The organism is Phyllobacterium sp. YR620, assembly GCF_900104165.1.
GTDB classification, from domain to species: domain Bacteria; phylum Pseudomonadota; class Alphaproteobacteria; order Rhizobiales; family Rhizobiaceae; genus Phyllobacterium; species Phyllobacterium pellucidum.
This window is the reverse complement of the sequence record NZ_FNJP01000001.1, coordinates 756,826-783,144: the sequence shown is the minus strand read 5'-3', so window position 1 is coordinate 783,144 and position 26,319 is coordinate 756,826. Positions and strand designations below refer to the sequence as shown.

At 59.0% G+C, this 26,319-nt stretch carries 25 protein-coding genes, 1 tRNA gene, 1 pseudogene and 1 riboswitch; of the genes and pseudogenes, 3 read left to right on the top strand and 24 right to left on the bottom strand.

Features of this window, described 5'->3' with window-relative positions; all coding sequences use genetic code 11:
- Window positions 1–203: 203 nt before the first annotated feature.
- Window positions 204–395, bottom strand: a complete 192-nt coding sequence (locus BLR72_RS03640) for a hypothetical protein (protein ID WP_091945162.1) — start codon at window positions 393–395, stop codon at window positions 204–206.
- A gap of 306 nt (window positions 396–701) precedes the next feature.
- Between BLR72_RS03640 and BLR72_RS03635 the strand changes: the two genes are divergently transcribed.
- Complete coding sequence (locus tag BLR72_RS03635) at window positions 702–1,151, top strand: RrF2 family transcriptional regulator (protein WP_091945159.1); 450 nt, start codon at window positions 702–704, stop codon at window positions 1,149–1,151.
- 16 nt (window positions 1,152–1,167) lie between these two features.
- On the opposite strand, the gene BLR72_RS03630 is transcribed toward BLR72_RS03635, so the two are convergent.
- From BLR72_RS03630 to BLR72_RS03580, 11 genes are all read right to left on the bottom strand, one after another.
- Entirely contained in the window at window positions 1,168–1,941 is a 774-nt protein-coding gene (locus BLR72_RS03630) for a thiazole synthase (RefSeq protein ID WP_091945156.1), read from the bottom strand.
- A gap of 2 nt (window positions 1,942–1,943) precedes the next feature.
- A complete protein-coding gene (gene thiS, locus BLR72_RS03625; protein ID WP_091945153.1) occupies window positions 1,944–2,141 on the bottom strand; it encodes a sulfur carrier protein ThiS in 198 nt (65 codons plus the stop codon).
- The gene (thiO, locus tag BLR72_RS03620; protein ID WP_091945149.1) at window positions 2,138–3,097 is read right to left on the bottom strand and encodes a glycine oxidase ThiO; all 960 of its coding nucleotides are present in this window, start codon (window positions 3,095–3,097) and stop codon (window positions 2,138–2,140) included. Before thiO ends, thiS begins: the two co-directional genes overlap by 4 nt.
- Window positions 3,098–3,101: 4 nt before the next feature.
- Window positions 3,102–4,904 (bottom strand): phosphomethylpyrimidine synthase ThiC, encoded by a 1,803-nt coding sequence (thiC, locus tag BLR72_RS03615; RefSeq protein ID WP_091946542.1) that lies wholly within the window; start codon window positions 4,902–4,904, stop codon window positions 3,102–3,104.
- Window positions 4,905–5,051: 147 nt separating this feature from the next.
- A riboswitch (TPP riboswitch) is annotated at window positions 5,052–5,170 on the bottom strand.
- A gap of 50 nt (window positions 5,171–5,220) precedes the next feature.
- Window positions 5,221–5,787, bottom strand: a complete 567-nt coding sequence (locus BLR72_RS03610; RefSeq protein ID WP_091945146.1) for an NADPH-dependent FMN reductase — start codon at window positions 5,785–5,787, stop codon at window positions 5,221–5,223.
- A gap of 197 nt (window positions 5,788–5,984) precedes the next feature.
- Complete coding sequence (rpsU, locus tag BLR72_RS03605) at window positions 5,985–6,257, bottom strand: 30S ribosomal protein S21 (protein ID WP_091945143.1); 273 nt, start codon at window positions 6,255–6,257, stop codon at window positions 5,985–5,987.
- Between the two features lie 240 nt (window positions 6,258–6,497).
- A complete protein-coding gene (locus BLR72_RS03600) occupies window positions 6,498–6,842 on the bottom strand; it encodes a RidA family protein (protein ID WP_027231836.1) in 345 nt (114 codons plus the stop codon).
- A gap of 86 nt (window positions 6,843–6,928) precedes the next feature.
- A tRNA-Lys gene (locus BLR72_RS03595) sits at window positions 6,929–7,004 on the bottom strand.
- Between the two features lie 115 nt (window positions 7,005–7,119).
- Window positions 7,120–8,037, bottom strand: coding sequence for a PhzF family phenazine biosynthesis protein (locus tag BLR72_RS03590; protein WP_091945140.1), 918 nt, complete (start codon window positions 8,035–8,037; stop codon window positions 7,120–7,122).
- Window positions 8,038–8,163: 126 nt separating this feature from the next.
- Window positions 8,164–8,877: an NUDIX hydrolase gene (locus BLR72_RS03585; RefSeq protein ID WP_091945136.1), complete on the bottom strand. Its 714-nt coding sequence runs from the start codon at window positions 8,875–8,877 to the stop codon at window positions 8,164–8,166.
- A gap of 3 nt (window positions 8,878–8,880) precedes the next feature.
- Window positions 8,881–9,996 (bottom strand): endonuclease/exonuclease/phosphatase family protein, encoded by a 1,116-nt coding sequence (locus BLR72_RS03580; protein WP_091945133.1) that lies wholly within the window; start codon window positions 9,994–9,996, stop codon window positions 8,881–8,883.
- Window positions 9,997–10,348: 352 nt separating this feature from the next.
- Here BLR72_RS03580 and BLR72_RS22660 point away from each other — a divergent pair.
- Window positions 10,349–10,471, top strand: a pseudogene (locus BLR72_RS22660) (BA14K family protein); the annotation flags it as partial.
- A gap of 761 nt (window positions 10,472–11,232) precedes the next feature.
- Window positions 11,233–14,892, top strand: a complete 3,660-nt coding sequence (locus BLR72_RS03570; protein WP_091945130.1) for an autotransporter domain-containing protein — start codon at window positions 11,233–11,235, stop codon at window positions 14,890–14,892.
- Between the two features lie 72 nt (window positions 14,893–14,964).
- Here BLR72_RS03570 and ilvC read toward each other — a convergent pair whose 3' ends face one another.
- The 12 genes from ilvC to BLR72_RS03510 all read right to left on the bottom strand — a co-directional run bounded on the left by ilvC (window position 14,965) and on the right by BLR72_RS03510 (window position 26,206).
- Window positions 14,965–15,984 carry a ketol-acid reductoisomerase gene (gene ilvC / locus BLR72_RS03565; RefSeq protein ID WP_091945127.1) on the bottom strand — a complete coding sequence of 340 codons (1,020 nt, stop codon included), beginning with the start codon at window positions 15,982–15,984 and terminating at the stop codon, window positions 14,965–14,967.
- A 20-nt stretch (window positions 15,985–16,004) separates the two neighbouring features.
- Entirely contained in the window at window positions 16,005–16,664 is a 660-nt protein-coding gene (locus tag BLR72_RS03560; RefSeq protein ID WP_091945125.1) for a TetR/AcrR family transcriptional regulator, read from the bottom strand.
- Between the two features lie 178 nt (window positions 16,665–16,842).
- Window positions 16,843–18,708, bottom strand: coding sequence for a potassium transporter Kup (locus BLR72_RS03555; protein WP_228019398.1), 1,866 nt, complete (start codon window positions 18,706–18,708; stop codon window positions 16,843–16,845).
- Between the two features lie 205 nt (window positions 18,709–18,913).
- Window positions 18,914–19,654 (bottom strand): pyridoxine 5'-phosphate synthase, encoded by a 741-nt coding sequence (locus BLR72_RS03550; protein WP_091945123.1) that lies wholly within the window; start codon window positions 19,652–19,654, stop codon window positions 18,914–18,916.
- A 125-nt stretch (window positions 19,655–19,779) separates the two neighbouring features.
- Window positions 19,780–20,907, bottom strand: a complete 1,128-nt coding sequence (locus BLR72_RS03545; RefSeq protein WP_027231844.1) for an ATP-dependent DNA helicase — start codon at window positions 20,905–20,907, stop codon at window positions 19,780–19,782.
- A 61-nt stretch (window positions 20,908–20,968) separates the two neighbouring features.
- Window positions 20,969–21,415, bottom strand: coding sequence for a hypothetical protein (locus BLR72_RS03540; RefSeq protein WP_091945120.1), 447 nt, complete (start codon window positions 21,413–21,415; stop codon window positions 20,969–20,971).
- Window position 21,416: 1 nt separating this feature from the next.
- Window positions 21,417–21,773 (bottom strand): nitrile hydratase accessory protein, encoded by a 357-nt coding sequence (locus BLR72_RS03535; protein WP_280140116.1) that lies wholly within the window; start codon window positions 21,771–21,773, stop codon window positions 21,417–21,419.
- Window positions 21,766–22,425, bottom strand: coding sequence for a nitrile hydratase subunit beta (nthB, locus tag BLR72_RS03530; protein WP_091945115.1), 660 nt, complete (start codon window positions 22,423–22,425; stop codon window positions 21,766–21,768). The genes BLR72_RS03535 and nthB overlap by 8 nt, the downstream gene beginning before the upstream one ends.
- A complete protein-coding gene (nthA, locus tag BLR72_RS03525; protein ID WP_091945112.1) occupies window positions 22,422–23,042 on the bottom strand; it encodes a nitrile hydratase subunit alpha in 621 nt (206 codons plus the stop codon). Before nthA ends, nthB begins: the two co-directional genes overlap by 4 nt.
- Before the next feature lie 38 nt (window positions 23,043–23,080).
- Window positions 23,081–23,674, bottom strand: coding sequence for a LysE family translocator (locus tag BLR72_RS03520; RefSeq protein ID WP_027231849.1), 594 nt, complete (start codon window positions 23,672–23,674; stop codon window positions 23,081–23,083).
- A 131-nt stretch (window positions 23,675–23,805) separates the two neighbouring features.
- Window positions 23,806–24,378, bottom strand: coding sequence for an acetolactate synthase small subunit (ilvN, locus tag BLR72_RS03515; RefSeq protein ID WP_027231850.1), 573 nt, complete (start codon window positions 24,376–24,378; stop codon window positions 23,806–23,808).
- Between the two features lie 22 nt (window positions 24,379–24,400).
- Window positions 24,401–26,206 (bottom strand): acetolactate synthase 3 large subunit, encoded by a 1,806-nt coding sequence (locus tag BLR72_RS03510; RefSeq protein ID WP_091945109.1) that lies wholly within the window; start codon window positions 26,204–26,206, stop codon window positions 24,401–24,403.
- Window positions 26,207–26,319: the final 113 nt, after the last annotated feature.

Genomic DNA, 26,319 nt, shown 5'->3' with positions numbered 1-26,319 from the left:
GCACAGGCCGGGAGCGAACGCACCGGCAATGATGACCATTGCCACTCTGGTTCAAGATGGGCAATTTTTGCCAGAATGGCCGGAGCGGGCCCGACGCGGAAGGACTTTTGTTCTATTGTTAATGCAATAAATGAAACCAAATTCTACAACTGTAGTGGCACGGAGCAACTGCCTGCAGCGCGTCGCTCCGGATATGCCCGCGATTACCAGAAACCGCGATGCTGCCAGCACCAGAGAAAGTCTTCCTCCTTCCAATTGCGATGGCGCTTGGCGGACGCTTCATCGCAGTCGCGCTTCTTGGCGTCGCCCGTATCCAGCTCCAGCGTTTCGGCTGTAAATACGTCGCGCCACAAGCGTTCGGCCCGATTGAAAATGCTCGATACTTCACTGTACATCGCGACCTCCGAGAATGGTTTCGGTTGCAGAGTGCAGTTGCCTTTTGGGGTCAACCGATAGTTGATGATGACCGCTTGAAATCATTTGTCAATAATCTCTACCGGATCAATCGTGTATCAAACACGTGAACCTATCTTCGACAAAGAGGCAAGTATCTTAATGAATTCTTATTTTTCAGCGCCTTACACGCCATTTTTAAGCCATTCCTCCGCCGCAAAAAAACTTAAGATTTTTAACACTTCTACACTGGAAAATGGTAAGCGACGGACTATGACTGCAGCTGAAACGGTGGTCAGGCAGAGAAAATGATATCGCAAAAAGCCAAATACGCACTGCGGGCTCTTGTCGTGCTCGCCAGGGCGGATGCCGAGAAAGCGCTCTTTATCTCCGACATCGCCGAAGAGCAGAACATCCCAAAGAAGTTCCTCGAGCAGATTCTTCTCGATCTGAAGCGTCAGGGCATCGTCATGAGCCGTCGCGGCAAGATGGGCGGGTATCTGCTACTAAAAGCCGCGGAGGACATCACATTCGGCGAAGTGCTGAGGCTCATCGACGGACCGATTGCGCCACTCCCCTGCCTCAGCAAGATCGCCTATCGCCGCTGCGAGGATTGCGCCAGCGAAGCGACCTGCGAGATTCGCCATGTCTTCAACGAGGTTGCCAATGTGACGCGAGGCGTCCTTGACAAGACAACCATTGCCGATTGCCTCGTCTACGGCGAAAACCACAACGTTGCAGCCCTGCTCGATAGCTGACTGGCCGAGGCGTTAGCTAGCCAAAAACTGCCTTGCCGATCACCGGCGTTGACGGCACGGCAACATCGCGCGGCTCGAGCATGCCGGCGCGAAATGCGGCGTAGCCGGCCTCCGTCGCCTTGGCGAAGGCGCCGGCCATCGCCACCGAATCACCTGCCTTCGCCACGGCCGTGTTGAGCAGAATCGCATCAAAGCCGAGTTCCATCACGGTCGCCGCATGCGACGGACGGCCGAGGCCGGCATCGACAATCAACGGGACATCCGGGAAATGACCGCGCAGCGAGCGAAGCGCATGCAGGTTGAGCGGGCCTTGCGCCGAGCCGATCGGAGCGCACCATGGCATCAGCACCTCGCAGCCGGCATCGATCAGCCTCCCGGCGACGACAAGGTCGTCGGTCGTATAGGGAAAGACCTTGAACCCCTCGTTGCTCAGGATACGCGCGGCCTCGACCAGCGTGAAAACATCCGGTTGCAGCGTGTCGTGATTGCCGATGACTTCGAGCTTGATCCAATCCGTGGCGAAGAGATCACGCGCCATCTGTGCCGTCAGCACCGCTTCCTTCGCCGAATGGCAGCCGGCCGTATTCGGCAGCACGCGCACGCCGGACGAGCGGATCAACGACCAGAACCTTTCGCCGGAACTTCCACCCGCCGTCTCCCGGCGCAAGGAAACCGTGACGACCCCGGTCCCTGAGGCCTTAATGGCGTCGAGCAGAATTGCCGGCGAGGGATATTGCGCGGTTCCGAGCAGCAAATGTGAATGAAGTTCGGTGCCGTAAAGCGTAAGCATGCTCAGCCTCCCTGCCGCGGCGTCAGAATTTCGACGCGGTCCCCCTCCCGGAGCGCGCAGTCTGTACGCTCGGCCGAGCGGACGAGTTCGCCATTCAGCGCTGTCGCCAGCCATTCGCCCTCGAACTCCAGCTCGCTCAGCAGCGCGTTGAGGAATTGCGCCGCGACCTCACGCGTTTCACCATTGACGATGAGTTTCATTGCGCCTTGTTCCTTTCATCGAAAATCATGTCCGCAGCCTGCAGCGCCATGGCGGGAGCAAGCAGGAAACCGTGGCGAAAAAGTCCATTGATGCTGATTGCATTGCCCTTGCGGACGACGCGCGGCAGGTTGTCGGCATAGGCCGGCCGGATACCGGTTCCAGTCTCCACGATCTCAGCCTCGCCAAAGGCGGGATGCAGGCTATAGGCGGCATTCAGCAGTTCCATCATCGAACGCGCTGTGATCGGCCCGGTCGCATCGCTTTCGATCATCGTTGCGCCGACCATGAAGGTCTGTCCTGCCCTTGGCACGATGTAGGCGGGAAAGCGGGGATGAATGAGCCGTATCGGCCGCGACAGGGCAACATCCGGCGTGCGCAACAGCAGCATTTCGCCGCGCACGCCGCGAATGTTCTCGTCCTGCGTCGCGCGACCGACACATTCTATGGTCCAGTCGAAGTCCGACGGGGCCGACAGATCGGTTTCGAAAGAAACACCGCAGGCTGCAAGCTTTGCGGCAAGGCCGACCAGCGCGTGGCGAGGATCAAGATGCGCTTCGCTGGGAAAATGAAGCCCCTTGCGAAAGCGGCCGGAAAGGTCGGGCTCAAGCGCCGCGATCCCTCCTTCATCGACCATTTCGAAGCCGGACGTGCGCGCGCCAAAGCGGTCGAGTTCCTTATGGTCGCGTGCCGGGGCGAGGACCAGCGTGCCGTTCCGGGTCACGCTGCCGGGCAGTGCTTCCTCCCACCAATCAGCTGCCGCTCGTCCAAGCTCGACGACGGCCTGCTCGGCGCTTTCCCTTTCGCAATAGGGCGCTAGCATACCGCCGGCATACCAGGATGCGGCCCTTAGGCCTCCGGGCGCTGGATCGACCACGGTCACCTCGATACCGCGCATCATCAGTTCGTGCGCAACCGCCAGGCCGGCAACGCCAGCGCCTTTGACAAGCACCGCCATGGGATCAGCCGCCATTTTCCAGCGGCATATAGAGATCGCCGCCCTCGCGGAATTTCGCCGCCATCGCCGCCATGCCTTCCTTCTGCGCCTCCGCCCTGATGTCGTGCGAAATACGCATCGAGCAGAATTTCGGCCCGCACATCGAGCAGAAATGCGCCACCTTGTGCGCTTCTTTCGGAAGTGTCTCATCGTGGTAGAGGCGCGCGGTTTCGGGATCGAGCGACAGGTTGAACTGGTCCTCCCAGCGGAACTCGAAACGTGCACGCGACAGCGCGTCGTCGCGCAGTTTCGCCGCCGGATGGCCCTTGGCAAGGTCGGCCGCATGGGCGGCGATCTTGTAGGTGATGACGCCGACCTTGACATCGTCCCGATTGGGCAGGCCGAGATGCTCCTTGGGTGTGACGTAGCAGAGCATTGCTGTGCCGAACCAGCCGATCATTGCCGCGCCGATACCGGAGGTGATGTGATCGTAGCCGGGTGCAATATCGGTCGTCAGCGGTCCTAGCGTATAAAATGGGGCCTCGCCGCAAACGGCGAGTTGCTTGTCCATGTTCTCCTTGATCTTGTGCATCGGCACATGGCCGGGCCCTTCGATCATCACCTGGCAATCCTTGGCCCACGCGATCCGGGTGAGTTCGCCCAGCGTCTCGAGTTCGGCAAATTGCGCCGCATCGTTGGCATCGGCGATTGAGCCAGGCCGCAGCCCGTCACCCAGGGAGAAGGAGACATCATAGGCGCGGCAAATATCGCAGATTTCCGCGAAATGCTCGTAAAGGAAGCTTTCCCTGTGGTGATGCAGGCACCACTTCGCCATGATCGAGCCGCCGCGCGAGACAATGCCGGTCACCCGGTTGACGGTGAGCGGGATGTAATGAAGCCGCACCCCGGCATGGATGGTGAAATAGTCGACGCCCTGTTCCGCCTGTTCGATCAGCGTATCGCGGAAAATCTCCCAGCTCAGGTCCTCGGCGATACCGCCCACCTTTTCCAGCGCCTGATAGAGCGGCACGGTGCCGATCGGCACTGGCGCGTTGCGGATGATCCACTCGCGGATATTGTGAATATTGCGCCCGGTCGAAAGGTCCATGACCGTATCCGCGCCCCACCGCGTCGCCCAGACCATTTTCTCGACCTCCTCGGCCATCGAAGAGGTGACAGCGGAATTGCCGATATTGGCATTGATCTTGACGAGGAAACTGCGGCCGATGATCATCGGCTCGAGTTCGGGGTGGTTGATATTGGCTGGGATGATCGCCCTGCCCCGCGCGATCTCGTCGCGCACGAATTCGGGCGTCACATAGTCCGGTATCGCCGCTCCGAAGGATTCGCCGTCGCGCGCCATCGCGCTCCTGGCCGCCTCGCGGCCAAGGTTTTCGCGAATGGCGACAAACTCCATCTCCGGCGTAACGATCCCTGCCCGCGCATAGGCGAGTTGGGTAACCGCACGGCCGTCCCTGGATCGGCGTGGCCTGCTGAGGCTGGAGAAAGCCGGCGTCAGGCGTTCGCCGGTCGCAAAGCCATTATCGGCGGGGAGAACGTGGCGGCCGTCATAAACAATCGTGTCGCCCCTCACCTCAAGCCAGGCCTCCCGCATGCGTGGCAGGCCCTGCGCAATATCGATCGTCACGAGCGGATCGCTATAGGGGCCGGACGCATCATAGACGGTGACATTGGGCTCGCCCGCCGTTGGATGCACGGCAATTTCGCGCATCGGTACGCGCAAATCCGCATATATGCGCCCGGGCTTGTAGACCTTGGTCGATGCAGGGAGCGCGCCGGTCGAAACGATTGGAGTAATTGCGGTCATCATCAGGTTCCTTTGCTCCGCGAACGCTCAAAAACGCCCGCCAGTTCAAATTGCCCGCATGCCATTATGGCCATGCAGGCGCGAAACCCAGTTCTGTGCCGGAAGGATGAAAGGCTTGTGCGAACTACAACAGGAGATCCCTGGCCCGCGCAGACTTTTGCACCGTCCCTACGCCAGTATGAACTGGATCAGGTTCAACGGGTCACTGCGCTTGCCGATGGCCAGCAGTATCTCAGCCCCTTGTCGGGACCCCCCTGGTGAATGTCTCTAAGAGACCCGCCTGCAACGCCGTTGTCAAGCGGGTCAATACGTCAGCTCAGGCGCGCAGCGGCTTCAGGGCCTCTGCCCACTTGGCAAGCTCCGCCAGCATTGTCGCCGCGCTGCCCGTCATCGATTCGGTGGCTTGGAAGACGCCTTCATCATCAATGAACTGCTGATACGAATGCACGGCAACGCCCTCGGGAATCGGCATCATGCGCAAGCCCGCAATCAGCCCTTTCACCGACTCGACCGAGCGCAAGCCGCCGGATACGCCGCCATAGCTGACGAATCCGGCCGGTTTGTAATTCCACTCCTTCGACAGGTAAATCAAAGCGTTGATGAGCGATGGCGGAGCGAAATAATCATATTCCGGCGTAACGAAAACGGTTGCGTCTGCCGCATCGACGAGGCTGCTCCAACGCTTGGTATGAGCCTTTTCATATTTCTGCATGCGGGGATGATGCGGTTCATCAAGGAGAGGCAGGTTTATCTCGGCAAGGTCGATCAGCGCGGTTTCGAACCGGGCATCCAAGCTAGCAAATTCATGAAACCACTTTGCGACTGCCGGACCGCCACGACCCGGGCGTGTGCTGGCAATGATAATGTTGAGGTTGAGCGCCATATGCTTGTCTCCATGATGCCTGACTGAATGCCCGCATGAATAGGCAGGCTGTGTGGCCGCGCAAGGAGGCACTTCCTGGAAACCGCCCAAGCGACGATCCCGGCCGACCATACAGGGCCAGGAAAAAACGAAACCCGCCCGGGCAAGGCCGTGCGGGTTTTCTCGCTATAAAAATGACCGGACGGGCCGGTCACCGACTATCGGTTGAAATCGCCACCGGCATTGCCATTCGGACGCGGCGGGCGTTCCTTCTTCTTCGGCCCTGGCAGAAGACCTTCGCGCTGTGCCTGCTTGCGCGCTGCCTTGCGGGCGCGGCTGACGGCTTCAGCTTTTTCACGGACACGGCGCTCGGACGGCTTTTCGAATGCCTGGCGCGCCTTCATTTCGCGGAAGAGACCCTCCCGCTGCATCTTTTTCTTCAGGACCCGGAGGGCCTGTTCAACATTGTTGTCTCGAACGAGTACTTGCAATCGTTTTCCTTACCCATGCTTGCCTCGTCTTGCGCAATAGCAATTGGCTACAATCAGACAAGCGTTTGAAGAATTGCCCCTGTGGCAATCCGGAGAAGCGCGGACTTTATGCATTTCCGCGCCAAAAATCCAGCCTGCCCGAGCAATTTACTCGGGCTTTGCTGCAAAGAAACCGCCTTTTACGGCAGGATGGTGACAACCGCTTCAAGAATAACGCACATTGACGTGCGCCAAACCGAATCAGAGAGCGGCGGTGACGATGATCTCGACCTTGTATTCGGGCGTTGCGAGCTTGGCTTCGCCGGTCGCGCGCGCGGGCGTATTGGCCGGATCGACCCAGCTATCCCACACGGCGTTCATCTCGCTGAAGTCCTTCATGTCGTCGAGCCAGATAATGGCCTGGAGCAGCTTGGACTTGTCGGTGCCGGCTTCCTTGAGCAGGCGATCGACGGCCGCAAGCACATCCTTGGTCTGCTCGGTAACACTCTTGCCCGGGCCACCCACCTGCCCGGCGAGATATACCGTGTTGCCATGGATAACGGCCTGGCTCATGCGTGGACCAACTTCAATACGACGGATGCTCATGGGAAGTCTCCTCTAGCGTTTGCCGGCAGGTTGAGCCTGCCTCGCGTGCATGAAAAAAGGGCCATGCGGCCCTTTTTTCGAAAGAATGGTGGGCACAGTAGGGATCGAACCTACGACCCGCTGATTAAGAGTCAGCTGCTCTACCAACTGAGCTATGTGCCCGTCAGCCGCTGTGACGACCGAAAGTGAGGGCTCTATAACGGGGCATTTCCTGCCTGTCCAGCCCTTCTTGAAAACTTTATGACGGCCGCGCACAGGAACAGCGCAAGGCAGCATATCAAGCAAAAAGACGGCCCTCCGCGACCTTGACCGCCGAACCGCCAATACGCGCGCCTAGGAGCTTCTCCTCGGCAATATCCAGCTCCAGTTGCAGGCGCGACGGCCTGCCCATCTCGTGGCCTTGTTCGATCGAGAGCCGCAGCACTCCGTCGAGCGGCCTGTCGAAGGCATGGATGGCGCCGGCAAAGGCCGCCGTCGCCGAGCCTGTCGCAGGATCCTCGTAGGTGCCGTCATCGCTGACGAACATGCGCGAATGAAAATGGCTGCCGTGCAGGATAGTTTCGCGGCAATAGCAGTAGACCGGCAACTGGCGATGCCCGATGGTCGGGGCAACATCCTTCATCGCCGTCTGGTTGATACGGATGCGGCCAGCCGATTCGAGACCATGGACCGGGACCATCATGAATGGCACGCCCGCGTCCCAGATGCTCGGCACATGGTTTTCGAAGCCGATCTCCCGCGGTTCGAGCCGCAGCGCGTTGGCAATTGCGATCCTGTCGTAGTTGTAGGGTATCTGCACGGGAAGCTTCGGCAGGTCGAACTCCGCAAAAGCACCGCTCGCGGTAAGGCGGACGCCGCAGCGCACCGGGCCAACCTGCTCCTCAAGAATGATCAGCGCGTCCTGATCCTCCTCGACGGCGCCAAAGCGTCGTTGCGCCAGCGAAATCGCCGTGCCCACGGTCGGATGACCGGCAAACGGCATCTCATAGTCCGGTGTGAAGATACGCGCCCAGGCCGTATGTGCCGGGTTCTTTGCCGCAAGCACGAACACCGTTTCGGAAAGGTTGAACTCCCGCGCAATCTTCTGCATTGCCTCGCTGTCGAGCCCATCGGTATCGTGGACGATGGCCAAGGGATTTCCCGCCAGTACCTTGTCCGTAAAGACGTCGTAGACTTCGTAGTTCCGACCAGCCATTTGCGTTCTCCCCGCGTGAATGCCGCAGAAATTAGTGGATGGTCCCGCCCATTCAAGCCAAAGCTTGTGACGGTTACATTCTGGGCGGGTCCGAGGCCTGAAAGCTTACGCTCTTGAGGCGCAAGCTCAAGACCGGCCGAAGTGCCAATCTGCAAAGGCGCGAAATGTCGGCGGCGTCGCCTCGCGCATTGCACCGGCGCCGGAAATCGCAACAATATCATCGAGTTCCGGATCGTTTTCCGAGGCAATGTGCGCGCGGATGCGATCGAGAATGGTCGCGGCGGTCAGATCGAAATAGTGGCGGCGGAACAGCGCGATGCTGCGGTTCACGGTTACGAGATATATGGCATCGTCCCTGCGTGCCGCCCGCGAAAGATCAATGCCCGTTTCCTCTTCGACTTCACGCATCATATTGCCGTCGATATCGATATGGTCGCCGGCGACATCGTCCTCGTCGAAGGATCCGGCTGGAAAATAGATGCGGCCCGCAGCCGAGGTCGAAGGCGCCATACGGCCAGCGATCAACCTGTTGTCGCTGGAAACGATGACGCCCACGCCAAAAATGTGCCAGGGCTTTTCGACGGACGCATTGCCCTTCCAGTGCATCATCGTTGCAAAGCGCGTGCGGTGATATCGCGCGCGGAAATCGCCACCCGCAACCGACGCCTCTTCCGCCATGAAGAACGGACCATTGAACAAGGCAGGGTTGTCGGCGGTCGCGCGCGACCAGTTTGCCGCAATATCCGCGCTGTTCTGCAATTCATAGGCCAGGGGCGCGCCGTCAATGCGCAGGGTCGCGCTCTTCAGCGGAATGACCGCGCCTTCCAGAATATCCAGCATTGTTCAAACCATATCGAGAGTGACTGCCACCGGGCAATGATCACTGGCCTTGGGCCGGTCCCAGCCAGTGCGTGGAAAGCGATCGACCTCTTGGCCGGGCGGAAAGATTGTCCGGTGCGGTTGGCCGTTGCGGATGATGTCGGGGAGAACCTTGCCGTTGGAACGGGCAAGCTCCGGCGAGGCCAGGATATAGTCGAGCTGGCAAAGATGCCGTTCCTGCGGGCCGCGTGTATGATAAAGCGTCCAGCGATCCATGATCGGTCGCCTCTCCACCAGGTTTTCGCAGAACCCGCCTTCGAGCAGGACATCGACGCAGCTGACCGGGTCGTTGACCGGAGCAAACGTATAGCCGCTCATGGAATCGCCGCCGATCACCACCCGCTCGCGATAATCGTTGAAATCGCCGCAGATCAACCAGTGCTTGTCCGCCGGGCCGCCGCTTGCCGCAAACTTTTCACTGATGATGCGCCGCACGGCCTTCGCCTCTGCAAGACGCACCGGCATGGTCGAGGTTCGCCCGTCGAGACCATTGCGCGGCGATCCCATCGACTTGAAATGGCAGACGAAGAGGCTGAGCGGCTTGCCGGCGATGCGCACATCGATCTCCAGGCAGTCCCGCTTGAAAATGCGCTCATTGGCGGTGATCCCGACGAGGCCGAGCTGCGGATCGTAAAGCCCGAAATCGTCATAGGTCACATGCGCGTGGCTGGTCATGGAAACGAATTCTATCGGTTCGCCATAGCGGGTCTGGTCGCGCAGGAGCACGGCGACATCGATGCCGCGGCTATCATTGCCTTCGACCATGTATTTGTGGCGGTAGCCCTCGCCCACCATCTTGAACAGGTAGCCGAACTCGAAAGCATTCAGCGCGCCGATATTGTCGACCTCCTGCAGGCACAATATGTCGGCATGGGTTTCGGCAATCGCCAGCGCCGTCAATTGGCGCGTATCGTCCGCATGGGCAATGGCGCGGGCCTGTTCGAGCTGCCTGAACTGCGCCTCGTCCTGAATCTGAAAGAGCTGGAGCGAACGATCCATGTTGAGATTGTTGCGGAAGCCGGAAAAATCGAACCGGCTCATCAGGTTCTCGACATTGAAGGTAGCGATGCGGACGGGCATGCGGAGGGGTCCAGGTTGAAACCATTCGGTACAAAGCAACGTTGCTTTTTAGGAAACCTAATCGGGTTCGGCGATGACCACCAGTGGCTATCGTGGCGCTTCGCTCCTATATTGTTATGCGAATGGAAAGACCGGACAAATGAAAAACCTCGCAATTGCCCTTGCCATCTGCCTCGCCGCGCCGATCTCGATGAGCGTCGCATCAGCACAGGAAGTGCAGACCTATCGCCCGGCGCCGCGTGGCCTCGACGTCATCCCGCGCCAGCCGATCATCCTCAAGAATGGTTCGCCTGCGAATATTGCCTCGCCTGATTGTACCGGTTCGTCGCGCTGCTACGATTTTCGCGTTCGCCGTCCGGTCGGGCCGTCCGGACCAAGCCAGGTCGAACGGTGCCGCGCGCGCTACCAGTCGTACCGCCCTTCCGACAACACGTTCCAGCCATATAACGCACCGCGGCGGCAATGCGATTTGTAATTGAAGATGGTAAAAGAGCTCTTTTGCTACTTTAGTACTACGACTATATTGCAATTATTATTCCGTTGCATTTGATTAACCAATGCCTAATAAGTAGCGTTACCCTTCGAAAGCATGCACAAACTATTATTCATACGAATGAAATTGCTACATATCGATTGACGACATCAATAATAAAAACTGGGAACTTGTCTTATGTCATTTCACTTGAGCATGCGGCTACTTACGTGGCCGCGGTCTGACGCGCACAGTTTCAAACATCGCTTGCAAGCCACGCGACAACGCGTTCGAGTTATCGGCTTTCCGTCAGCTATTTAACGCGCAGTAGTATTGTCAGGAGCGCTGTGGCGCCGAGGCTATACTTCAAATTTATCCCGATAGAGCAAATATTGGAGCAGGCTAAAATGCCGCCCAAAATCACAACCCGCGTGATCACGTGCGACAATTGCGATTCTGCTCTTTCGGCAAGTGTCAGATACGGCGCGTTCACCTACGTTGGTCAAATCCCGGAAGAAGCTGACTGTCTGGTTTGCGGAAAACTCCTTGTCAGAGTCAAATGCATTTCAGTTTCTGTCTCACTGCTCAATGAAGAGCCGCAGATTGTTAAGACTTGTTCCGGATTAATTCAAAATACTTTTGACTGATAATATCATTCATTTTATAGTTTAAAGTAGTTGTATTAAACTATCTTGTACTTTGTAAAAGTACTGCACGTATTCTATTTCAGCCCCCCCCCTGAGAAACAGGATGAAAATTACTCGATGATTTTTCATGTGATTAAATCGGCTTCAGCCCCACGAACAGATAATCTTTCCGCATTCCGCAAATACCTAACCGGCACTGCGCTTAGCGCGATGCTGCTCGCCGCCACATGCTCCGCCGGCTTGGCCCAGCAGACGGGGAAGTATTTTAACGCCGACGGGACCAAGACCGATGATCTTGAAGCGGCTAAGGAAAGCTGGCGCGCCGATCTGGAGTTCAATGGCAATTGGGGGCTGAAGGCGATCGGCGCCGATGCCGCCTACGCGCTGGGCTATACCGGGAAAGGCTCCATCGTCGGCGTGATTGATCAGCCCGTATGGCTCGCGCATCCCGAGTTTGCTGGAAATGGAAAGGCGAAATTCATCACCACCGAGGGCCTACGTACCTACACAGACCCCTACCTGCCGTTCAAGCAGGGCGATCATTTCATCTATGATGGCGGGATATGGGTCGGCGCCCACAACGCCTTGGCCTCTCACGGAACGCATGTCGCTGGTATCGCTGTCGGTGGACGGGGGCCCAATAAAGGGTCAACGATGCACGGCGTCGCATTCGACGCAGCACTCGTTGCCGTGGACAGCGGCGATCCGGGACCGGAAGATGGCATCGTGCCGGGCAATGACGGTGGCGTTTATGCCCAAGCCTGGCAAGCCATGATCGACAACCGGGTCGACATCATCACCAACAGCTGGGGAATCGGTATAAAGGCCGGAGGGTGGGGATTGCCTGAGTCCTTCGCGCAGTTTGGCGAAATCAAGCAGATACTAGGCAAGCCGGAAGGTGGTGCCTATGACGGGGCAATCAAGGCCGCGAAAAGCGGAATTGTCATCGAATTTTCAGCAGGCAACGACTACGGGGACAATCCGGACGCATTGGCGGGGCTCGCTACCTTCCTGCCTGAACTGGAGAAAAATTGGATCACGACGATGAGTCTGGAGGTTGATGCGGAAAGTCCGGCCGGCTTCAGGAAAAGTGAGTTTTCGAGCATATGCGGTTACACAAAGTATTATTGCGTTGCTGCACCTGGGACGGACATCAACAGTAGCGTTCCCAGCGCCGGTGATACAATTGCCGACATTTCGCCTGGCTATGAAAAATACAGTGGCACGTCAATGGCAGGTCCGTTCGTTACGGGCGCATTTGCCGTTCTCAAGGAGCGTTTTCCATATCTCGGCAATATTAATCTAACTGAGATTCTGAAGACGACTGCGACCGATCTAGGCGAACAAGGAGTCGATAGCATTTACGGATGGGGCCTGATCGACCTCAAAAAAGCAATGAATGGCCCCGGCCAGTTCCTCGGCCAGTTCAACGCGGCCCTGCCGGCGGGTACGAGCGATATCTGGAGCAACGATATTTCGGACGCGGCGCTGCAACAGCGTCGGAGCGAAGAACAGGCCGAGATTACTTCCTGGAAAGATAAAATTAACAATCCGGTGCCAGCGGAGAACCCGGCGGCTGCCGCCATCAGTACTGCTCTTGCCCAAGCTGCCCCGGAATTGTTCAAAAATCTCGAAGCGGCCATTCGAACAGGCGATTATGCCGATGCGCTGAAGGCGGTGCAGGACAATGCTATCGCCGCCAATATCTACAATCGTTTTTTCTACAAACTAGGGTTGGCAATATACCTAAAACCCGACTCTGATGAAGAGTTAAAAAAATATTTTGCAGAAGCTTTTCACGAATACGTCGGGAGTTTGACGCCTGATGACTATATGTCGCCGGCAGCAAAGGCCTACGCGGCCGATCAGTTTACTATACCTCTTGCCAAATATCGTCTCGCTATTCTTGAGACGAAGACCGATGCGGATTACGCAGGCGGCCTGACCAAATCCGGTGCAGGCAGCCTGTGGCTGACCGGGAAAAACACCTACTCCGGCGCCACGATCGTCGATGGCGGCCTGCTTGGCATCAGCAAGGAAGGCTCGATTACATCGGCCTCGATCGTCAATAATAGCGGCATGCTAAGGGTCGATGGCACGGCGGCCGGCGTCACGATCAATGCCGGCGGCACGCTCGGCGGCGCTGGCACGATCGCCAGCCTCGCCGCCCACAGCGGCGGCACCGTCTCCCCGGGCAACTCGATCGGTACGCTCAGCGTCGCCGGCGATGCGACCTTCGACAAGGGCAGCAATTTCGATGTCGAGATCGGCGCCGATGGCGCCAATGCCGACCTTCTTGCCGTCAACGGCAAGACGACGCTCCTGGGCGGCGTCGTTTCGGTGCGGCTCGAAGGCAGCCCCGCGCAGCTCAACGAAGCGGAAATGACTGATCTTCTCGGCAAATCGCATGTGATCCTGACCTCCGGTGGCGGCATCACCGGCGATTTCGAGGCGGCCAAACCCGAATACAAATATCTTGCCGCCGTCACCGGTTCCGATAGTGCTTATGACCGTACTGTCCGGTTCGTCGAGAAGCCGAAGCCCGAAATCACCCCGGATGTGCTGGTGCCGACAGTGCAGCCTGCGGTTCCCGAGGCGATAACGCTCAATCATCATATCGATGTCGGCTTCGACGCGGTCACCACGAACCAGAAGGCGGTAGCGGGTGCGATCAACGCCATGGACAAAGGCGACCCACTTTATAACCTTGTGCTGTTCACGGCGGCGAACGAAATCCCCGATTACGATGCCCTGTCCGGCGAGGTGCATGCAACACTCTCCGGCGTTCTTGCCAAGGATGCCGACTTTATCGGCAATGCCGCGACAAGCCGCGTGCGCGCCGCCTTCGGTGGCGTCAGCACCAAGGATCAGGCCGTGACCGCACCACCCCTGGCCTATGGCCCGGGCGAAAAGCGCGGGAGCAGCGAGGCGATTGTTGCGCCAATGCCAGGTCCTGCAACGACGGCGCTATGGGCCGAAGCCTATGGCAGTTGGGCCGATGCTGACGGTAATGGCAATGCCGATGGCTATGGCCGCAACATTGGCGGCTTCGTGAGCGGCCTTGACGGCATCGTCGCCGACAGCTGGCGGCTTGGCGTTCTTGCCGGCTATGGCAATACCGCGCTCGATGCGGCCTCCGGCTCGGCGGATGTCGACAGCTACCAGATCGGGCTCTACGGTGGAACGCAATGGGACCGGCTCGGTCTGCGATTGGGTGCAGCCTTCGCCCAGAATGAGATCGAGACCAGTCGTGACGCCCGCTTCATGGGACTTTCGAACGAGCACGACGCAGACTATGATGCGCAAACCTTCCTCGCCTTTGGCGAACTCGGTTATCGCCTCGATACCGCCCATGCATCGTTCGAGCCTTTTGCCGGGGCAAGCTATGTGCACGTGACCGGCGGCGATTTTGCCGAGGATGGCGACATCAGCGGCCTTTCCGGCGGGACCGACGCCACCGACATCGGCACGACGACGCTGGGTATCCGCGCCGCCCATGCCTTTGAATTGACCGGAACCACGGTTCTGACCGCCCGCGGCATGCTCGGCTGGAACCATGTCCTCGGCAATCTGACCCCGGAAGCAAGCCTTGCCTTTGCATCCGGGCAGGCGTTCAGCGTCGAGGGCCTGCCGATCGCCAAGGACACCGGCATCGTCGAAGCCGGCTTTGATGTCGGCATCGGTGACAACACCACGCTTGGCTTGAGCTATGTCGGTCAGTTCTCGAATGCGGCGAGCGACAATGCCGTCAAGGCCGATTTGACCGTCAGGTTCTAACCCGCACGTGCAGCAAGACAGAAAAGGCCGGCGGATCGCTCCGCCGGCCTTTCTGCTTCACACGATAACGTTTTAGTTCTTGGCCTTGTCGACCAGCTTGTTCTTGCCGATCCACGGCATCATGCCGCGCAGCTTTTCGCCGACTTCTTCGATCTGGTGGGCGTCGTTCATGCGGCGGATGCCCTTGAAGCGCGACGCGCCGGCCTTGTATTCCTGCATCCAGTCGGACGTGAACTTGCCGGTCTGGATATCCTTCAGAACACGCTTCATCTCGGCCTTGGTCTCGGCGGTGATGATGCGCGGACCTGAGACGTATTCGCCCCATTCGGCCGTATTCGAGATCGAATAGTTCATGTTGGCAATGCCGCCTTCATAGATGAGGTCGACGATGAGCTTCACTTCGTGCAGGCACTCGAAATAGGCCATTTCCGGCGCATAGCCAGCCTCGACCAGCGTTTCAAAGCCGGCGCGGATCAGTTCGACCAGACCGCCGCACAGAACGACCTGCTCGCCGAAGAGGTCGGTTTCGCACTCTTCGCGGAAATTGGTCTCGATGACGCCCGAACGCCCGCCGCCAACGCCGCAAGCATAGGAAAGCGCGAGATCATGCGCATTGCCGGAAGCATCCTGATGGATGGCGATGAGGCAGGGAACGCCGCCGCCCTTCTGGTATTCGCCGCGTACCGTGTGGCCCGGGCCCTTCGGGGCGATCATGACCACGTCGACGCTCTTCTTCGGCTCGATAAGGCCGAAATGCACGTTGAGGCCGTGCGCGAAGGCGATCGCAGCGCCGTCGCGGATATTGTCGGCGATATGTTCCTTGTAGATGTCGGCCTGGAGTTCGTCCGGCGTTGCCATCATCATCAGATCGGCCCATGTGGCAGCCTCGGCAACGCTGACGACCTGGAAGCCGTCAGCCTCGGCCTTCTTGGCGGTGGCGGAGCCGGGGCGAAGCGCAATGCGCACGTCCTTGGCGCCGGAGTCCTTGAGGTTCAGCGCATGGGCGCGGCCCTGCGAACCATAGCCAATAATGGCAACCTTCTTCGACTTGATGAGGTTGATGTCCGCATCGCGGTCATAATATACGCGCATCGATCTATTCCTTCCCTTGGTTAGGATTGGTGGCCGTTCCGGGCCTGGTTAATGTTAATTCCGTATAGAGCCAGAAACTGCTGTGTCGCTCGCCTTGCGTCACGGTCGATCGCCGTCTCGTTCAATCCGAGCCGGTCGCCGAGCAGCAACCGGATTTGCACATCCCGGACGACAAGTCCGAAGAAAGTGCGAAACGCCTCGTCCGTTTCCTGAAATTCCAAAAGGCCGGTCTCCCGCCCAAGCTGCAGCAGGGGCTTCAAGCGCCGCGCCATGGCGAATGGGCCGTTTTCGAGCACGATCGCGCCAAGATCGTGTTTGTCGCTGCCGGCATGGCCAACGGCGACCCGGTTGAGCGCGACCGAAATATTGCCCGACAACACACGCAGCCAATCGGCAGCGAAGCCTTCGAGCCCCGCGGTCAGCGAGGCTAGGTTGAAAGCTTCGGGATCGACCGGCACGCCCCTCACCTTCAGGGCCTGCCATTGCACCGTTGCGGTCAAGAGACCGTCGCGGTCGCCGAACCACTTGTAGAGGCTTTCCTTCGAGCAGCTGGCACGACGCGCGACGCTTGTCATCGTCAGCGTGTCGCCCGCCTCAACGAGAAGCGCGAGCGCCGCATCGAGCACGTCCTTCTGACGCTCGGTCAATCCGCTTTCGCTGACATCGACTGTGGGGTGCACGCGTTAACTCCCTGCCGTACCGTACCGTACGTTACGGCGGGTTTCTAATACGATGCAGGGAATTTGGCAAGCGCGATGGCGCAATTATTTTTCGATAAAGAATGTATCGGCGAGGCGTTGGCGGCCGGGGTGACCCCGGCCGGACTCCGCCTCGATCATGTCCTAGACTAAACAGGTTCTAAATATTCACCTGCGTACCGATTTCGACGACGCGCCCGGTCGGGATCTGGAAATACTCCGTCGCGTCGCTTGCGGTGCGAGCAAGGGCAATAAAAAGCCGATCCTGCCAGCGCGGCATTTCGGACCGCGCCGAAGCTTTCAGCGAACGCCGCGACAGGAAGAAGGACGTCGTCATGATGTCGAACTTCCAGCCCTGCTTGCGGCAGATGGCGAGGGTGCGCGGAATATTGGGACGCTCCATGTAGCCGAAGGTCAGCGTCACCCGCATGAACAGGTCGTTGATCGGCTCGATCCGCACGCGCTCGCTCTTCTTTACCAGCGGCGTCGGCGCGGTGATGACGGTGAGGATGACATTGTTCTGGTGCAGGACCTTGTAGTGCTTGAGGCTGTGCATCAGTGCCGTCGGCGTGCTCTTTGGATCGCCGGTGAGGAAGACGGCCGTACCAGGAACCAGCGTCGGCGGATTTTCGGCCATCTTGCGCGAAATCAGATCAAGCGGCACTTCGCCCTTGCGCGTCTTTTCGAAGAGCTGGCGGCTGCCGCGCACCCAGGTGAACATCACGAGGATGATCAGGAAGGCGACGACGAGCGAAGCCCAGCCGCCATCGACGACCTTGATCAGATTGGCGCTGACGAAGGTCAGATCGATGATAAGGAACGAAAGCGTCAGGCAGATTGCGACCCAAAGCCGCCACTTCCAGATGCGGAGCATGACGATGAACAGCAGGGTCGTCGTGACCAGCATGTTGCCGGTGACGGCAATGCCGTAGGCCGATGCAAGGTTGGACGAGCGCTCGAAGCCCAGAACCAGCAAGATGACGACGAGGCCGAGGAGTACATTGACCCGTGGCAGGTAGACCTGGCCCGACTGTTTCTCCGAGGTATGCTCGATATTCAGACGCGGCAGAAGATTGAGTTGCACGGCCTGGCGCGACAGCGAATAGGCACCCGAGATGACCGCCTGGCTGGCGATGACCGTCGCCATCGTGGCGAGAATGACCATGGGCAGAAGCGCCCAGTTCGGAAACATTTCAAAGAACGGATTCTTGGCCGCATCGCCGTGCGCGAGAATGAAGGCGCCCTGACCGAAATAGTTCAAGAGCAAGCACGGAAAAACGACCCACATCCACGCCGTGGCTATGGGTTTGCGACCGAAATGCCCGAGGTCGGCGTAAAGCGCCTCCGCACCGGTGACGGCCAGAAATACCGTACCGATGGTTGGGAAGGCGGTAGCCGGATTGTCGATGATGTATTCGAAGGCATAGACCGGATTGGCTGCGGCAAAGACGCTCAGATCATCGGCGAGATGCCAAAGGCCAAAGAAGCCGAGGGCAAGGAACCAGAGCAAGGTAATCGGACCGAAAACGGTCGCGACACGCGCCGTACCGAAGCGCTGGATGGAAAACAGCGTCAGCAGAATGACCAGCGTGATCGGGACGATGAACGGCTCCAACGTCGGCGTGACGATCTCAAGGCCTTCCACCGCCGAAAGCACGGAAATCGCCGGCGTGATTACCGCATCGCCGTAAAACAGCGACGCGCCGATAATCCCGAGGGCCAGAATAAGTTGCGGGCGAGTCTTGAAGCTCGCCCGTGCCAAGGCCATCAAGGAAAGAATGCCGCCTTCGCCGTCATTGTCGGCGCGCAGCACGAAAAGCACATATTTTATGGTGACGATGACCGTGAGGGCCCAGAAGATCATCGAGACGACGCCGAGCACGTCAGTCCGGCTCAGGCTTCCATCAAGGGAAGCAGCATGAAGCGCCTCGCGGAAAGCATAGATCGGGCTCGTGCCGATATCACCATAGACGACGCCGAGTGCCCCAAGCACAAGTACCGGAAACGTCTCTTTGTGGTGATGCATATCCGGGTCATGGGTGACGGGATCTTTGTAGTAGTTCTCGTCAGCCAATTGCTGGTCACTCATGCAATTTTTTCCTCGCTCTGACAGCGTGGGCGGACGAGTTAGCCGTGTTGCATCGCAATATCAATCGCCATTTCTTCATAGCTCTAGACTCACGGTATGCAAAAACGCATGGCAAATCAAATCGCTCACCCTTATCAAGGGGCTAAGCTCGTAGCGCATCGAGGAATCTTTCCACAGAGCGCGACATTCCGTGGGTCAAAGCGTCGGCGGTCAGGCCATGACCTATTGAAACTTCAACCAGATTTGGCACTTTCTTGACCAGAGGCGGCAGGTTGGCGACGGTCAGGTCATGTCCGGCATTGACCGCAATTCCCGCCTTCGCAGCCGCCGCAGCCGTGACTTCCAGCTTCGAAAGCTCTTCGGTCGCACGGCGCGGATCGTCGAAGGCACCGCCATAGGGACCGGTATAGAGTTCGACGCGGTCAGCCCCGAGTGCCTGCGCGCCGGCGGGCGCTTCCGGATCGGCATCGATGAACAGGGAAACGCGCGCGCCCCGCTCTTTCAGCCCGGCGATGATCGGGCGCAGATAATCTGCCTTCGCGACGACATCCCAACCGTGATCTGACGTAGCTTGCGATGGATCGTCGGGAACGAGGGTCACTTGTTCCGGCTCATTCCTGGCGACGAGTTCGAGAAACTCCGCCGTCGGATAACCTTCTATGTTGAACTCGGCGTCGGGGAACTCATCGTCGATGAGCGCACGAATTTCGGGCAGATCCGAGAAACGTATATGGCGCTCGTCCGGCCGGGGGTGAACCGTCAGGCCGGACGCTCCGGCCGCCAGCGCTATGCGCCCGAGGCCGGTCACGCTCGGCCACGGCAGGTCGCGGCGGTTGCGCAGCATCGCAATAGCGTTGAGGTTGACGGAAAGTTTTGCAGTCATCGTCGAATTTCCACGCAGGAACGTCTCACACAGTTCTATCTGAGAAATACGACATAAGACATTGGTAATTCGTTCAAGGCCCGATCGAAATTTGAACGATCCATGTCACGGACGCATGGTCGGCCCTACCGGACAACCGTCAACCGCTCGGCGGCGCGGGTGATGGCCGTATAGAGCCAGCGCTCGCGGGTATCGCGGAATGCAAAGCTTTCGTCGAAGAGCACGACATCGTCCCATTGCGAACCCTGTGCCTTGTGGGTCGTCAGCGCATAGCCATAGTCGAAGTCGTCGAAGCGCTTTTTCGTCTGCCATGGAATTTCGGCGTCGGGGTCATCGAACTGCGCCTTAAGGAGTTTGATCTTGGCAACGCCCCTGCCCGGTTCCTCGTCTTCGGGTGAAACGAGAAGGTTGATGCCCGGCTTCACTGTCTCGCGCGACGAGGTCATAACCTTCCACAGCGAGCCATTGAGCAATCCCTTGGCCGGGTCGTTGCGCAGGCAAACCAGTTTGTCGCCAGCCTGCGGAAAGGCGGCGGAAAAGCCCTTGAGTTCGCGCAGGCGCTGGTTGTAGCGGCGGCGCGTGCGGTTCGTTCCGACCAGCACCTGGTCGGCGCCAAGCACGAGGTCCTGGGTCACGTCGGTCTTGGAGATGACCTTGGCCGCGCCATAGTCGCCATAGCCGAATTCGCGACCTTCGCGCACGTCAAGTGCCAGCCGTATGATCGGATTATCGCGCGCCTGCCGGTGAATCTCGCTCAGGAGAAAATCCGGCTCGTGCTCGGTGAAGAACCCGCCGCCCGAGATCGGCGGCAACTGCCCGGGATCGCCGAGAACAAGAATGGGCGTGCCGAAACTCAGCAGATCCTTGCCAAGCTGTTCGTCAACCATTGAGCATTCGTCGACGACGATGAGCTTGGCCTTGGCGACGGGGCTTTGCCGGTTCAACGAAAAAGTCGGCGCGATACTGGTCTTACCCGTCGTCTGGTCTTCGACAGCCTCTTCGCCGCGCGGCCGGTAAATCAGCGAATGCAACGTCCGTGCATTGGCCGCGCCTTTCGAGCGCAGCACCTGCGCCGCTTTACCGGTAAAGGCTGCAAACTGGACATCGCCATCGATATGTTCGGCGAAGTAACGGGCGAGTGTTGTCTTGCCGGTGCCGGCATAGCCGAACAGGCGAAAGATCGGCCGTCGCCCTTCCTTCAGCCATGTCGAAACCGCTCGTAGCGCTTCGTCCTGTTGCGGAGATAATTGCATGGGTCTGACTGACAGGATTCGCCGCCAAAGGGCAAGGAAAATGCCGCGCTATCGGCTCATACTATAGATTATCGGGATTTCCCGCCCGGATCTGCCCCTCGCCGACCCGACCGAATTTCTGGTCGGTCATGCGAAACCGGTCGCCCTTCACCTGCAGGCGCCAGCAGATCTTGTCCGCTTCGCCTTCATAGGTAACGCACAGATTGTCCTTCTCCAGCGTCCACTCGCCGGCATAGGACATGCCGTTGCTGACGACCTGCTCCGGCTTGCAGCATTCGATCATCTTGCCGCGCGACTTTCCGTCGGAGGCAAGGAATTCACTGAAATTGAACGGCGGCTCGGCCTTCACTTCGCCTGTCAGCGTTGCCCCGGTGATAAGCTTGCGCAAATCGTCTTCGCTGGACGTTGGCCAATTGTCTTCCTGCGCCATGGCGGCGCCGCCAAGAACAAGCATTGCGCACGCAAGAAGGAGAAACGCCTTCCGGCGTACGTTCAGGGAAATCATCATTTCAGGATCGATCCGGGTCGTTTTCAAGTCTGATGGGCTCGCCGTGCGGCGTCGCGTGGGCGGCGCGTTGCCAGGATGCGGCAAGCGCTTCTACTTCGCTTCTTGCCGCAACATTCTTGGTGACGACAAGGGTTTCCAGGGCCTCAAGCCAGCAATGATAGTAATCGCTGGCGTCCTCCAGCGCGCCAGGGCGCTTCAATTCAGCCGAGAGCGCATGCGCCCATTCATCCCAGGTAAACAGGCCCCTGTCGTGCAAGGCAACGACCATGGCAAATGCCTCGGCCTGCCATGGCTCGGCGAAGACCGGACTGCCGTCCTGCGACGGCAGACCCTTGGAGTGCGTGATCAGGTCACGCAGGCTCAAGATAGCTCTCCCAGGCATCGATGCTAATTGTCAGCGTCGGGTCGGCCCCGTCGCCCCAGATTTCCGCAGCCGGAAAGGTCACCGTATAAACGAATTGCGGATTTTCACCCTTGCCGTGGGCGTTGGTATCCGGAAAGACGAAGCCCTCCCGCACAGCCTCGACGATTCCTGCCTTGCCGCGGGCGTAGCGCGGCAGCCGCGTATGCGTCTGGGGATTGAAATTATGTGTTCGCACCATGTCGCCTGCCGAAAAGCGCGGCTGCGCGGTCATCGGCCGGTCGCAGGGTCCACCCTTCGCCAGGGCCGCCGCAACGTTTTCCGCCTTGAGGACGCGTTTCGGCTCCGTGCCCTTGCCTGTGGCATGACCCTTGCCAAGTTCCTCGGGCGATACGAAACCATGACGCTGCAGCAATCGCTCGAGCGCCTTGATCCAGATTTCATAATAGGTGGACGAATAATAATCGGCAGGGTGCAGGCTTTCGCGCGTGTGCCGGCTTTCATCGATGTTCCAATGCCCCATTGCCCCGGCGGCTATGGTCAGGCCGAGCGCGCGCTTTTCCCACTCCGCATGAAACAGTGGCTCGTCCTTTTCCGGCGCAACCGGGCCGAATCCCATTTGCCCGCCGAGATCCTGCGGGCCGTTCATGCCGCCTCCGGGGTCAGCGCCAGCCCGGTGCCGATCATCGAATCCCTTGTGACGAGTTCCGCGAGCTGTTTCTCGCTGAAACCCTCGGTACCAGCCGGACGCAGGGGGACAACGAGGTAGCGCAGTTCGGCGGTCGAATCCCAAACGCGGATCTTCGTCGTCTCGGGCAGAATGACATCGAACTCCGCAAGCACGCCGCGCGGATCGATCACTGCCCGCGAGCGATAGGGCGGCGCCTTGTACCACACCGGCGGCAAGCCGAGCACCGACCACGGATAACAGGAGCACAGGGTGCAGACCACCAGGTTATGCGTATCGGGTGTGTTGAACACCGCTTGCATATGTTCGCCCTGGCGCCCGGCATAGCCGAGCGAAGCAATTGCTTCGGTGGCGTCGCGTTGCAGCCAACCGGCAAATTCCGGGTCGGACCATGCCTTCGCGACCACTCTCGCCCCATTGCGCGGGCCGACTTTCGTTTCGTAGGTATCAACGATCGCATCGATGGCCTTCGGATCGACGAGACCCTTCTCTGTCAGGATCGTCTCGAGCGCCCGCACGCGCGCGGCCATGGGATCGAGTTCGTTGTCGTGGTGATGCTCGGGGTGATCGTGTGCCATGGAAAAATCTTAAGACCTTTTCCTGCCCCGGTGCAAGCTCACTTCAGCATTGGCCAGAGGCTCGCAATGAGGAGAAGCGCCATCGTGATGTTGAACCATTTAAGCCGGACGGGATCGGCGAGCCATCCCCGCATCATCTGGCCGAACGCTGCCCAGCTCGACACCGAAGGGACGTTGACGATGGCAAAAGCGATACCGACGATGAGAACCGTCAGCAGATAGGCATCCGACGAGGTGTAGGTCGCCATGGCGGTAACGGCCATGACCCAGGCTTTAGGGTTGATCCATTGGAACGCAGCGGCTTCGAAAAACGTCATCGGCCGTGCATTGCTGTCGACCGTGCCAAGCGACCGCGATGTCGCGATCTTGTAGGCAAGGTAGACGAGGTAGGCCCCGCCGGCGAACTTGAGGGCAGTGTATACCAGCGGAAAATTGTGGATGAGCGCGCCGAGGCCCAGCCCCACCGCGATAAGCAGGGTGAAGAACCCGCTGCCGATCCCGAACATGTGCGGAATCGTCCGCCTGAAACCGAAATTCACACCCGATGTCAGCAGCATCAGATTGTTCGGACCGGGGGTTATGGAGGTGACAAAGGCAAAGACGAGCAGCGTCAGGAAAATTTCGAGCGTCATGATCTAACCATGTATAAATGGAGTATAAATGAATGGCCCAAACTATATGGCCGCTCGATATCCGGCTCAACGCCAATCTTGTCAGGGATACAATTGCGCATCCCTGACATTTGACGCCATTCCATTAAAGATTACATGCCTTGTGCGCCGCGATTCATCGCAGCCACGCCCGTGCGGCAGATCTCGACGAGGCCGATCGGCTTCATGATGGCGATGAACTGGTCAAGCTTCGAGCCTTTGCCAGTTATCTCAAAAATGAAATGCTCGACAGTCGCGTCCACGACCTTGGCGTGGAATGCCTCCGCGAGGCGCAGCGCCTCATTGCGGTTGTCGCCGAAACCGGCAACCTTCACCAGGGCGAGTTCGCGCTGGATCGGCTTTTCATTGCCAAGCTCGCCTGCACGTACCGACAGGTCGACGACACGATGCACCGGCACGATGCGCTCGAGCTGGTGGCGAATCTGGTCGAGGACATGCGGCGTGCCGCGCGTCACGATGGTGATGCGCGACAGGTGCTGCTCGTGCTCAGTCTCCGAAACCGTAAGGCTTTCAATGTTGTAGCCGCGTCCGGAAAAGAGTCCGATCACCCGGGCAAGGACGCCCGGCTCATTGTCGACGAGTACCGATAGGACCGTCGTTACCGGTAGTTCGGTCTCCTTGGCGATGAAGTAGGCCGAGCCGGAGGCAAGGTTTTGCGCGTTCATGATATTTCTTTCTCCGGTTCGGTTAAACGAGCTGCCTGCCCTTGGCATCGATGGCATTGGCGACCGCCTCGTCCGTTGCTTCATCGGGCAGCAGCATTTCATTGTGCGCCTTGCCGGACGGGATCATCGGGAAGCAGTTGGCAAGATTTGCAACGCGGCAATCGAAGAGAACCGGCTTCTTGACGTCGAGCATTTCCTGGATCGCATCGTCGAGGTCGCCCGGCTTCTCGCAGCGTATCCCGTGCCCGCCATAGGCCTCCGCCAGCTTGACGAAATCAGGCAAGGCTTCCGTGTAGGAATGCGACAAGCGGTTGCCGTGCAGCAGTTGCTGCCATTGACGCACCATGCCCATGTACTGGTTGTTGAGGATAAAGATCTTGATCGGCGCATTGTACTGCACCGCCGCGCTCATCTCCTGCATCGTCATCTGCACGGAAGCATCGCCGGCAATATCGATGACCAGCGAATTCGGATGCGCGATCTGCACGCCGAGCGCTGCCGGCAGGCCATAACCCATCGTCCCGAGCCCGCCGGACGTCATCCAGCGGTTGGGCTTTTCGAAGCCGTAAAACTGCGCCGCCCACATCTGGTGCTGGCCGACCTCGGTCGTGATGTAGGTGTCGTGATCCTTCGTCAGCGCGTAGAGACGCTCCAGCGCATGTTGCGGCATGATCACGTCCTTGTTTCGCGTATAAGACAGCGATTTGCGCGCGCGCCACTTGTCGATCTGTGACCACCATTCGCCGATCGCCTTCTTGTCCGGCTGGACCGACGAGGCGCGCATCAGGCGCACCATGTCTTCAAGGACGTTGGCGACATCGCCGATGATCGGAATATCCACGCGGACGGACTTGTTGATCGAAGACGGATCGATATCGATATGAATCTTCTTCGAGTTCGGCGAAAAGGCGTTGAGCCTGCCGGTGATGCGGTCGTCGAAACGCGCGCCGATATTCAGCATGACATCGCAATCGTGCATGACCATGTTGGCTTCGTAGGTGCCATGCATGCCGAGCATGCCGAGCCAGTTCTTGCCCGATGCCGGATAGGCGCCGAGGCCCATCAGCGTCGACGTGATCGGGAAATTGCTGATCTCCACGAGTTCGCGCAAAAGCCTGCTGGCTTCATCGCCGGAGTTGACGACGCCGCCGCCCGAATAGATGACTGGACGCTTCGCGGAAGCGAGCAGCGCAACCGCGTGCTTGATCGCCTCTATATCGCCCTGGACCTTAGGGTTGTAGCTGGTGCGCGGCGCGGTTTCCGGCGGCGTATACATGCCGGTCGCGAACTGGACGTCCTTCGGAATGTCGACGAGAACCGGACCGGGCCGCCCGGTCTTGGCGACGTGGAAGGCTTCGTGCAGTACGCGCGCCAGATCGTTGACGTCCTTGACCAGCCAATTGTGCTTGGTGCAGGGGCGCGTGATGCCGACCGTATCGCATTCCTGGAATGCGTCGGAGCCGATCAGGCTGGTTGGAACCTGGCCGCTGATGCAGACAAGCGGGATCGAGTCCATCAGCGCATCCTGCAGCGGCGTCACCGCATTCGTCGCGCCGGGACCCGAGGTTACCAGCATGACGCCGACCGTGCCCGTCGAGCGGGCGTAACCTTCGGCCGCATGGCCCGCGCCCTGCTCATGGCGCACGAGGATGTGATTGATCTTGTCCTGCTGGAAGAGCTCGTCATAGATCGGAAGGACAGCACCGCCCGGATAACCGAAAATATCCTTGACGCCCTGGTCGATAAGCGCCTGGACGACCATTTCGGCGCCGGTCATTTCGCGTCGTTGCGATGCGTGGCTGTCACTATCCTGTTTTTCTGCGGTCATCGGTCTCTTCCCGTTCGATCCTGTGGCTCTCGGCCCTTCAGAAGATGATTTCGTTTAACTGAGATGCTGGTAATAAAAAAGGCCCCCGAAGGAGCCTGTGTTTCGCGCATGGG

What these genes read in the sequence shown, in the direction of transcription:
- BLR72_RS03640 (WP_091945162.1), bottom strand. Translation starts at nt 395, where the DNA reads ATGTACAGTGAAGTATCGAGCATTTTCAATCGGGCCGAACGCTTGTGG.
- BLR72_RS03635 (WP_091945159.1), top strand. Translation starts at nt 702, where the DNA reads ATGATATCGCAAAAAGCCAAATACGCACTGCGGGCTCTTGTCGTGCTC.
- BLR72_RS03630 (WP_091945156.1), bottom strand. Translation starts at nt 1,941, where the DNA reads ATGCTTACGCTTTACGGCACCGAACTTCATTCACATTTGCTGCTCGGA.
- thiS (WP_091945153.1), bottom strand. Translation starts at nt 2,141, where the DNA reads ATGAAACTCATCGTCAATGGTGAAACGCGTGAGGTCGCGGCGCAATTC.
- thiO (WP_091945149.1), bottom strand. Translation starts at nt 3,097, where the DNA reads ATGGCGGTGCTTGTCAAAGGCGCTGGCGTTGCCGGCCTGGCGGTTGCG.
- thiC (WP_091946542.1), bottom strand. Translation starts at nt 4,904, where the DNA reads ATGACCGCAATTACTCCAATCGTTTCGACCGGCGCGCTCCCTGCATCG.
- BLR72_RS03610 (WP_091945146.1), bottom strand. Translation starts at nt 5,787, where the DNA reads ATGGCGCTCAACCTCAACATTATCATTGCCAGCACACGCCCGGGTCGT.
- BLR72_RS03600 (WP_027231836.1), bottom strand. Translation starts at nt 6,842, where the DNA reads ATGAGCATCCGTCGTATTGAAGTTGGTCCACGCATGAGCCAGGCCGTT.
- BLR72_RS03590 (WP_091945140.1), bottom strand. Translation starts at nt 8,037, where the DNA reads ATGGCTGGTCGGAACTACGAAGTCTACGACGTCTTTACGGACAAGGTA.
- BLR72_RS03585 (WP_091945136.1), bottom strand. Translation starts at nt 8,877, where the DNA reads ATGCTGGATATTCTGGAAGGCGCGGTCATTCCGCTGAAGAGCGCGACC.
- BLR72_RS03580 (WP_091945133.1), bottom strand. Translation starts at nt 9,996, where the DNA reads ATGCCCGTCCGCATCGCTACCTTCAATGTCGAGAACCTGATGAGCCGG.
- BLR72_RS03570 (WP_091945130.1), top strand. Translation starts at nt 11,233, where the DNA reads ATGATTTTTCATGTGATTAAATCGGCTTCAGCCCCACGAACAGATAAT.
- ilvC (WP_091945127.1), bottom strand. Translation starts at nt 15,984, where the DNA reads ATGCGCGTATATTATGACCGCGATGCGGACATCAACCTCATCAAGTCG.
- BLR72_RS03555 (WP_228019398.1), bottom strand. Translation starts at nt 18,708, where the DNA reads ATGCATCACCACAAAGAGACGTTTCCGGTACTTGTGCTTGGGGCACTC.
- BLR72_RS03550 (WP_091945123.1), bottom strand. Translation starts at nt 19,654, where the DNA reads ATGACTGCAAAACTTTCCGTCAACCTCAACGCTATTGCGATGCTGCGC.
- BLR72_RS03545 (WP_027231844.1), bottom strand. Translation starts at nt 20,907, where the DNA reads ATGCAATTATCTCCGCAACAGGACGAAGCGCTACGAGCGGTTTCGACA.
- BLR72_RS03540 (WP_091945120.1), bottom strand. Translation starts at nt 21,415, where the DNA reads ATGATGATTTCCCTGAACGTACGCCGGAAGGCGTTTCTCCTTCTTGCG.
- nthB (WP_091945115.1), bottom strand. Translation starts at nt 22,425, where the DNA reads ATGAACGGCCCGCAGGATCTCGGCGGGCAAATGGGATTCGGCCCGGTT.
- nthA (WP_091945112.1), bottom strand. Translation starts at nt 23,042, where the DNA reads ATGGCACACGATCACCCCGAGCATCACCACGACAACGAACTCGATCCC.
- BLR72_RS03520 (WP_027231849.1), bottom strand. Translation starts at nt 23,674, where the DNA reads ATGACGCTCGAAATTTTCCTGACGCTGCTCGTCTTTGCCTTTGTCACC.
- ilvN (WP_027231850.1), bottom strand. Translation starts at nt 24,378, where the DNA reads ATGAACGCGCAAAACCTTGCCTCCGGCTCGGCCTACTTCATCGCCAAG.
- BLR72_RS03510 (WP_091945109.1), bottom strand. Translation starts at nt 26,206, where the DNA reads ATGACCGCAGAAAAACAGGATAGTGACAGCCACGCATCGCAACGACGC.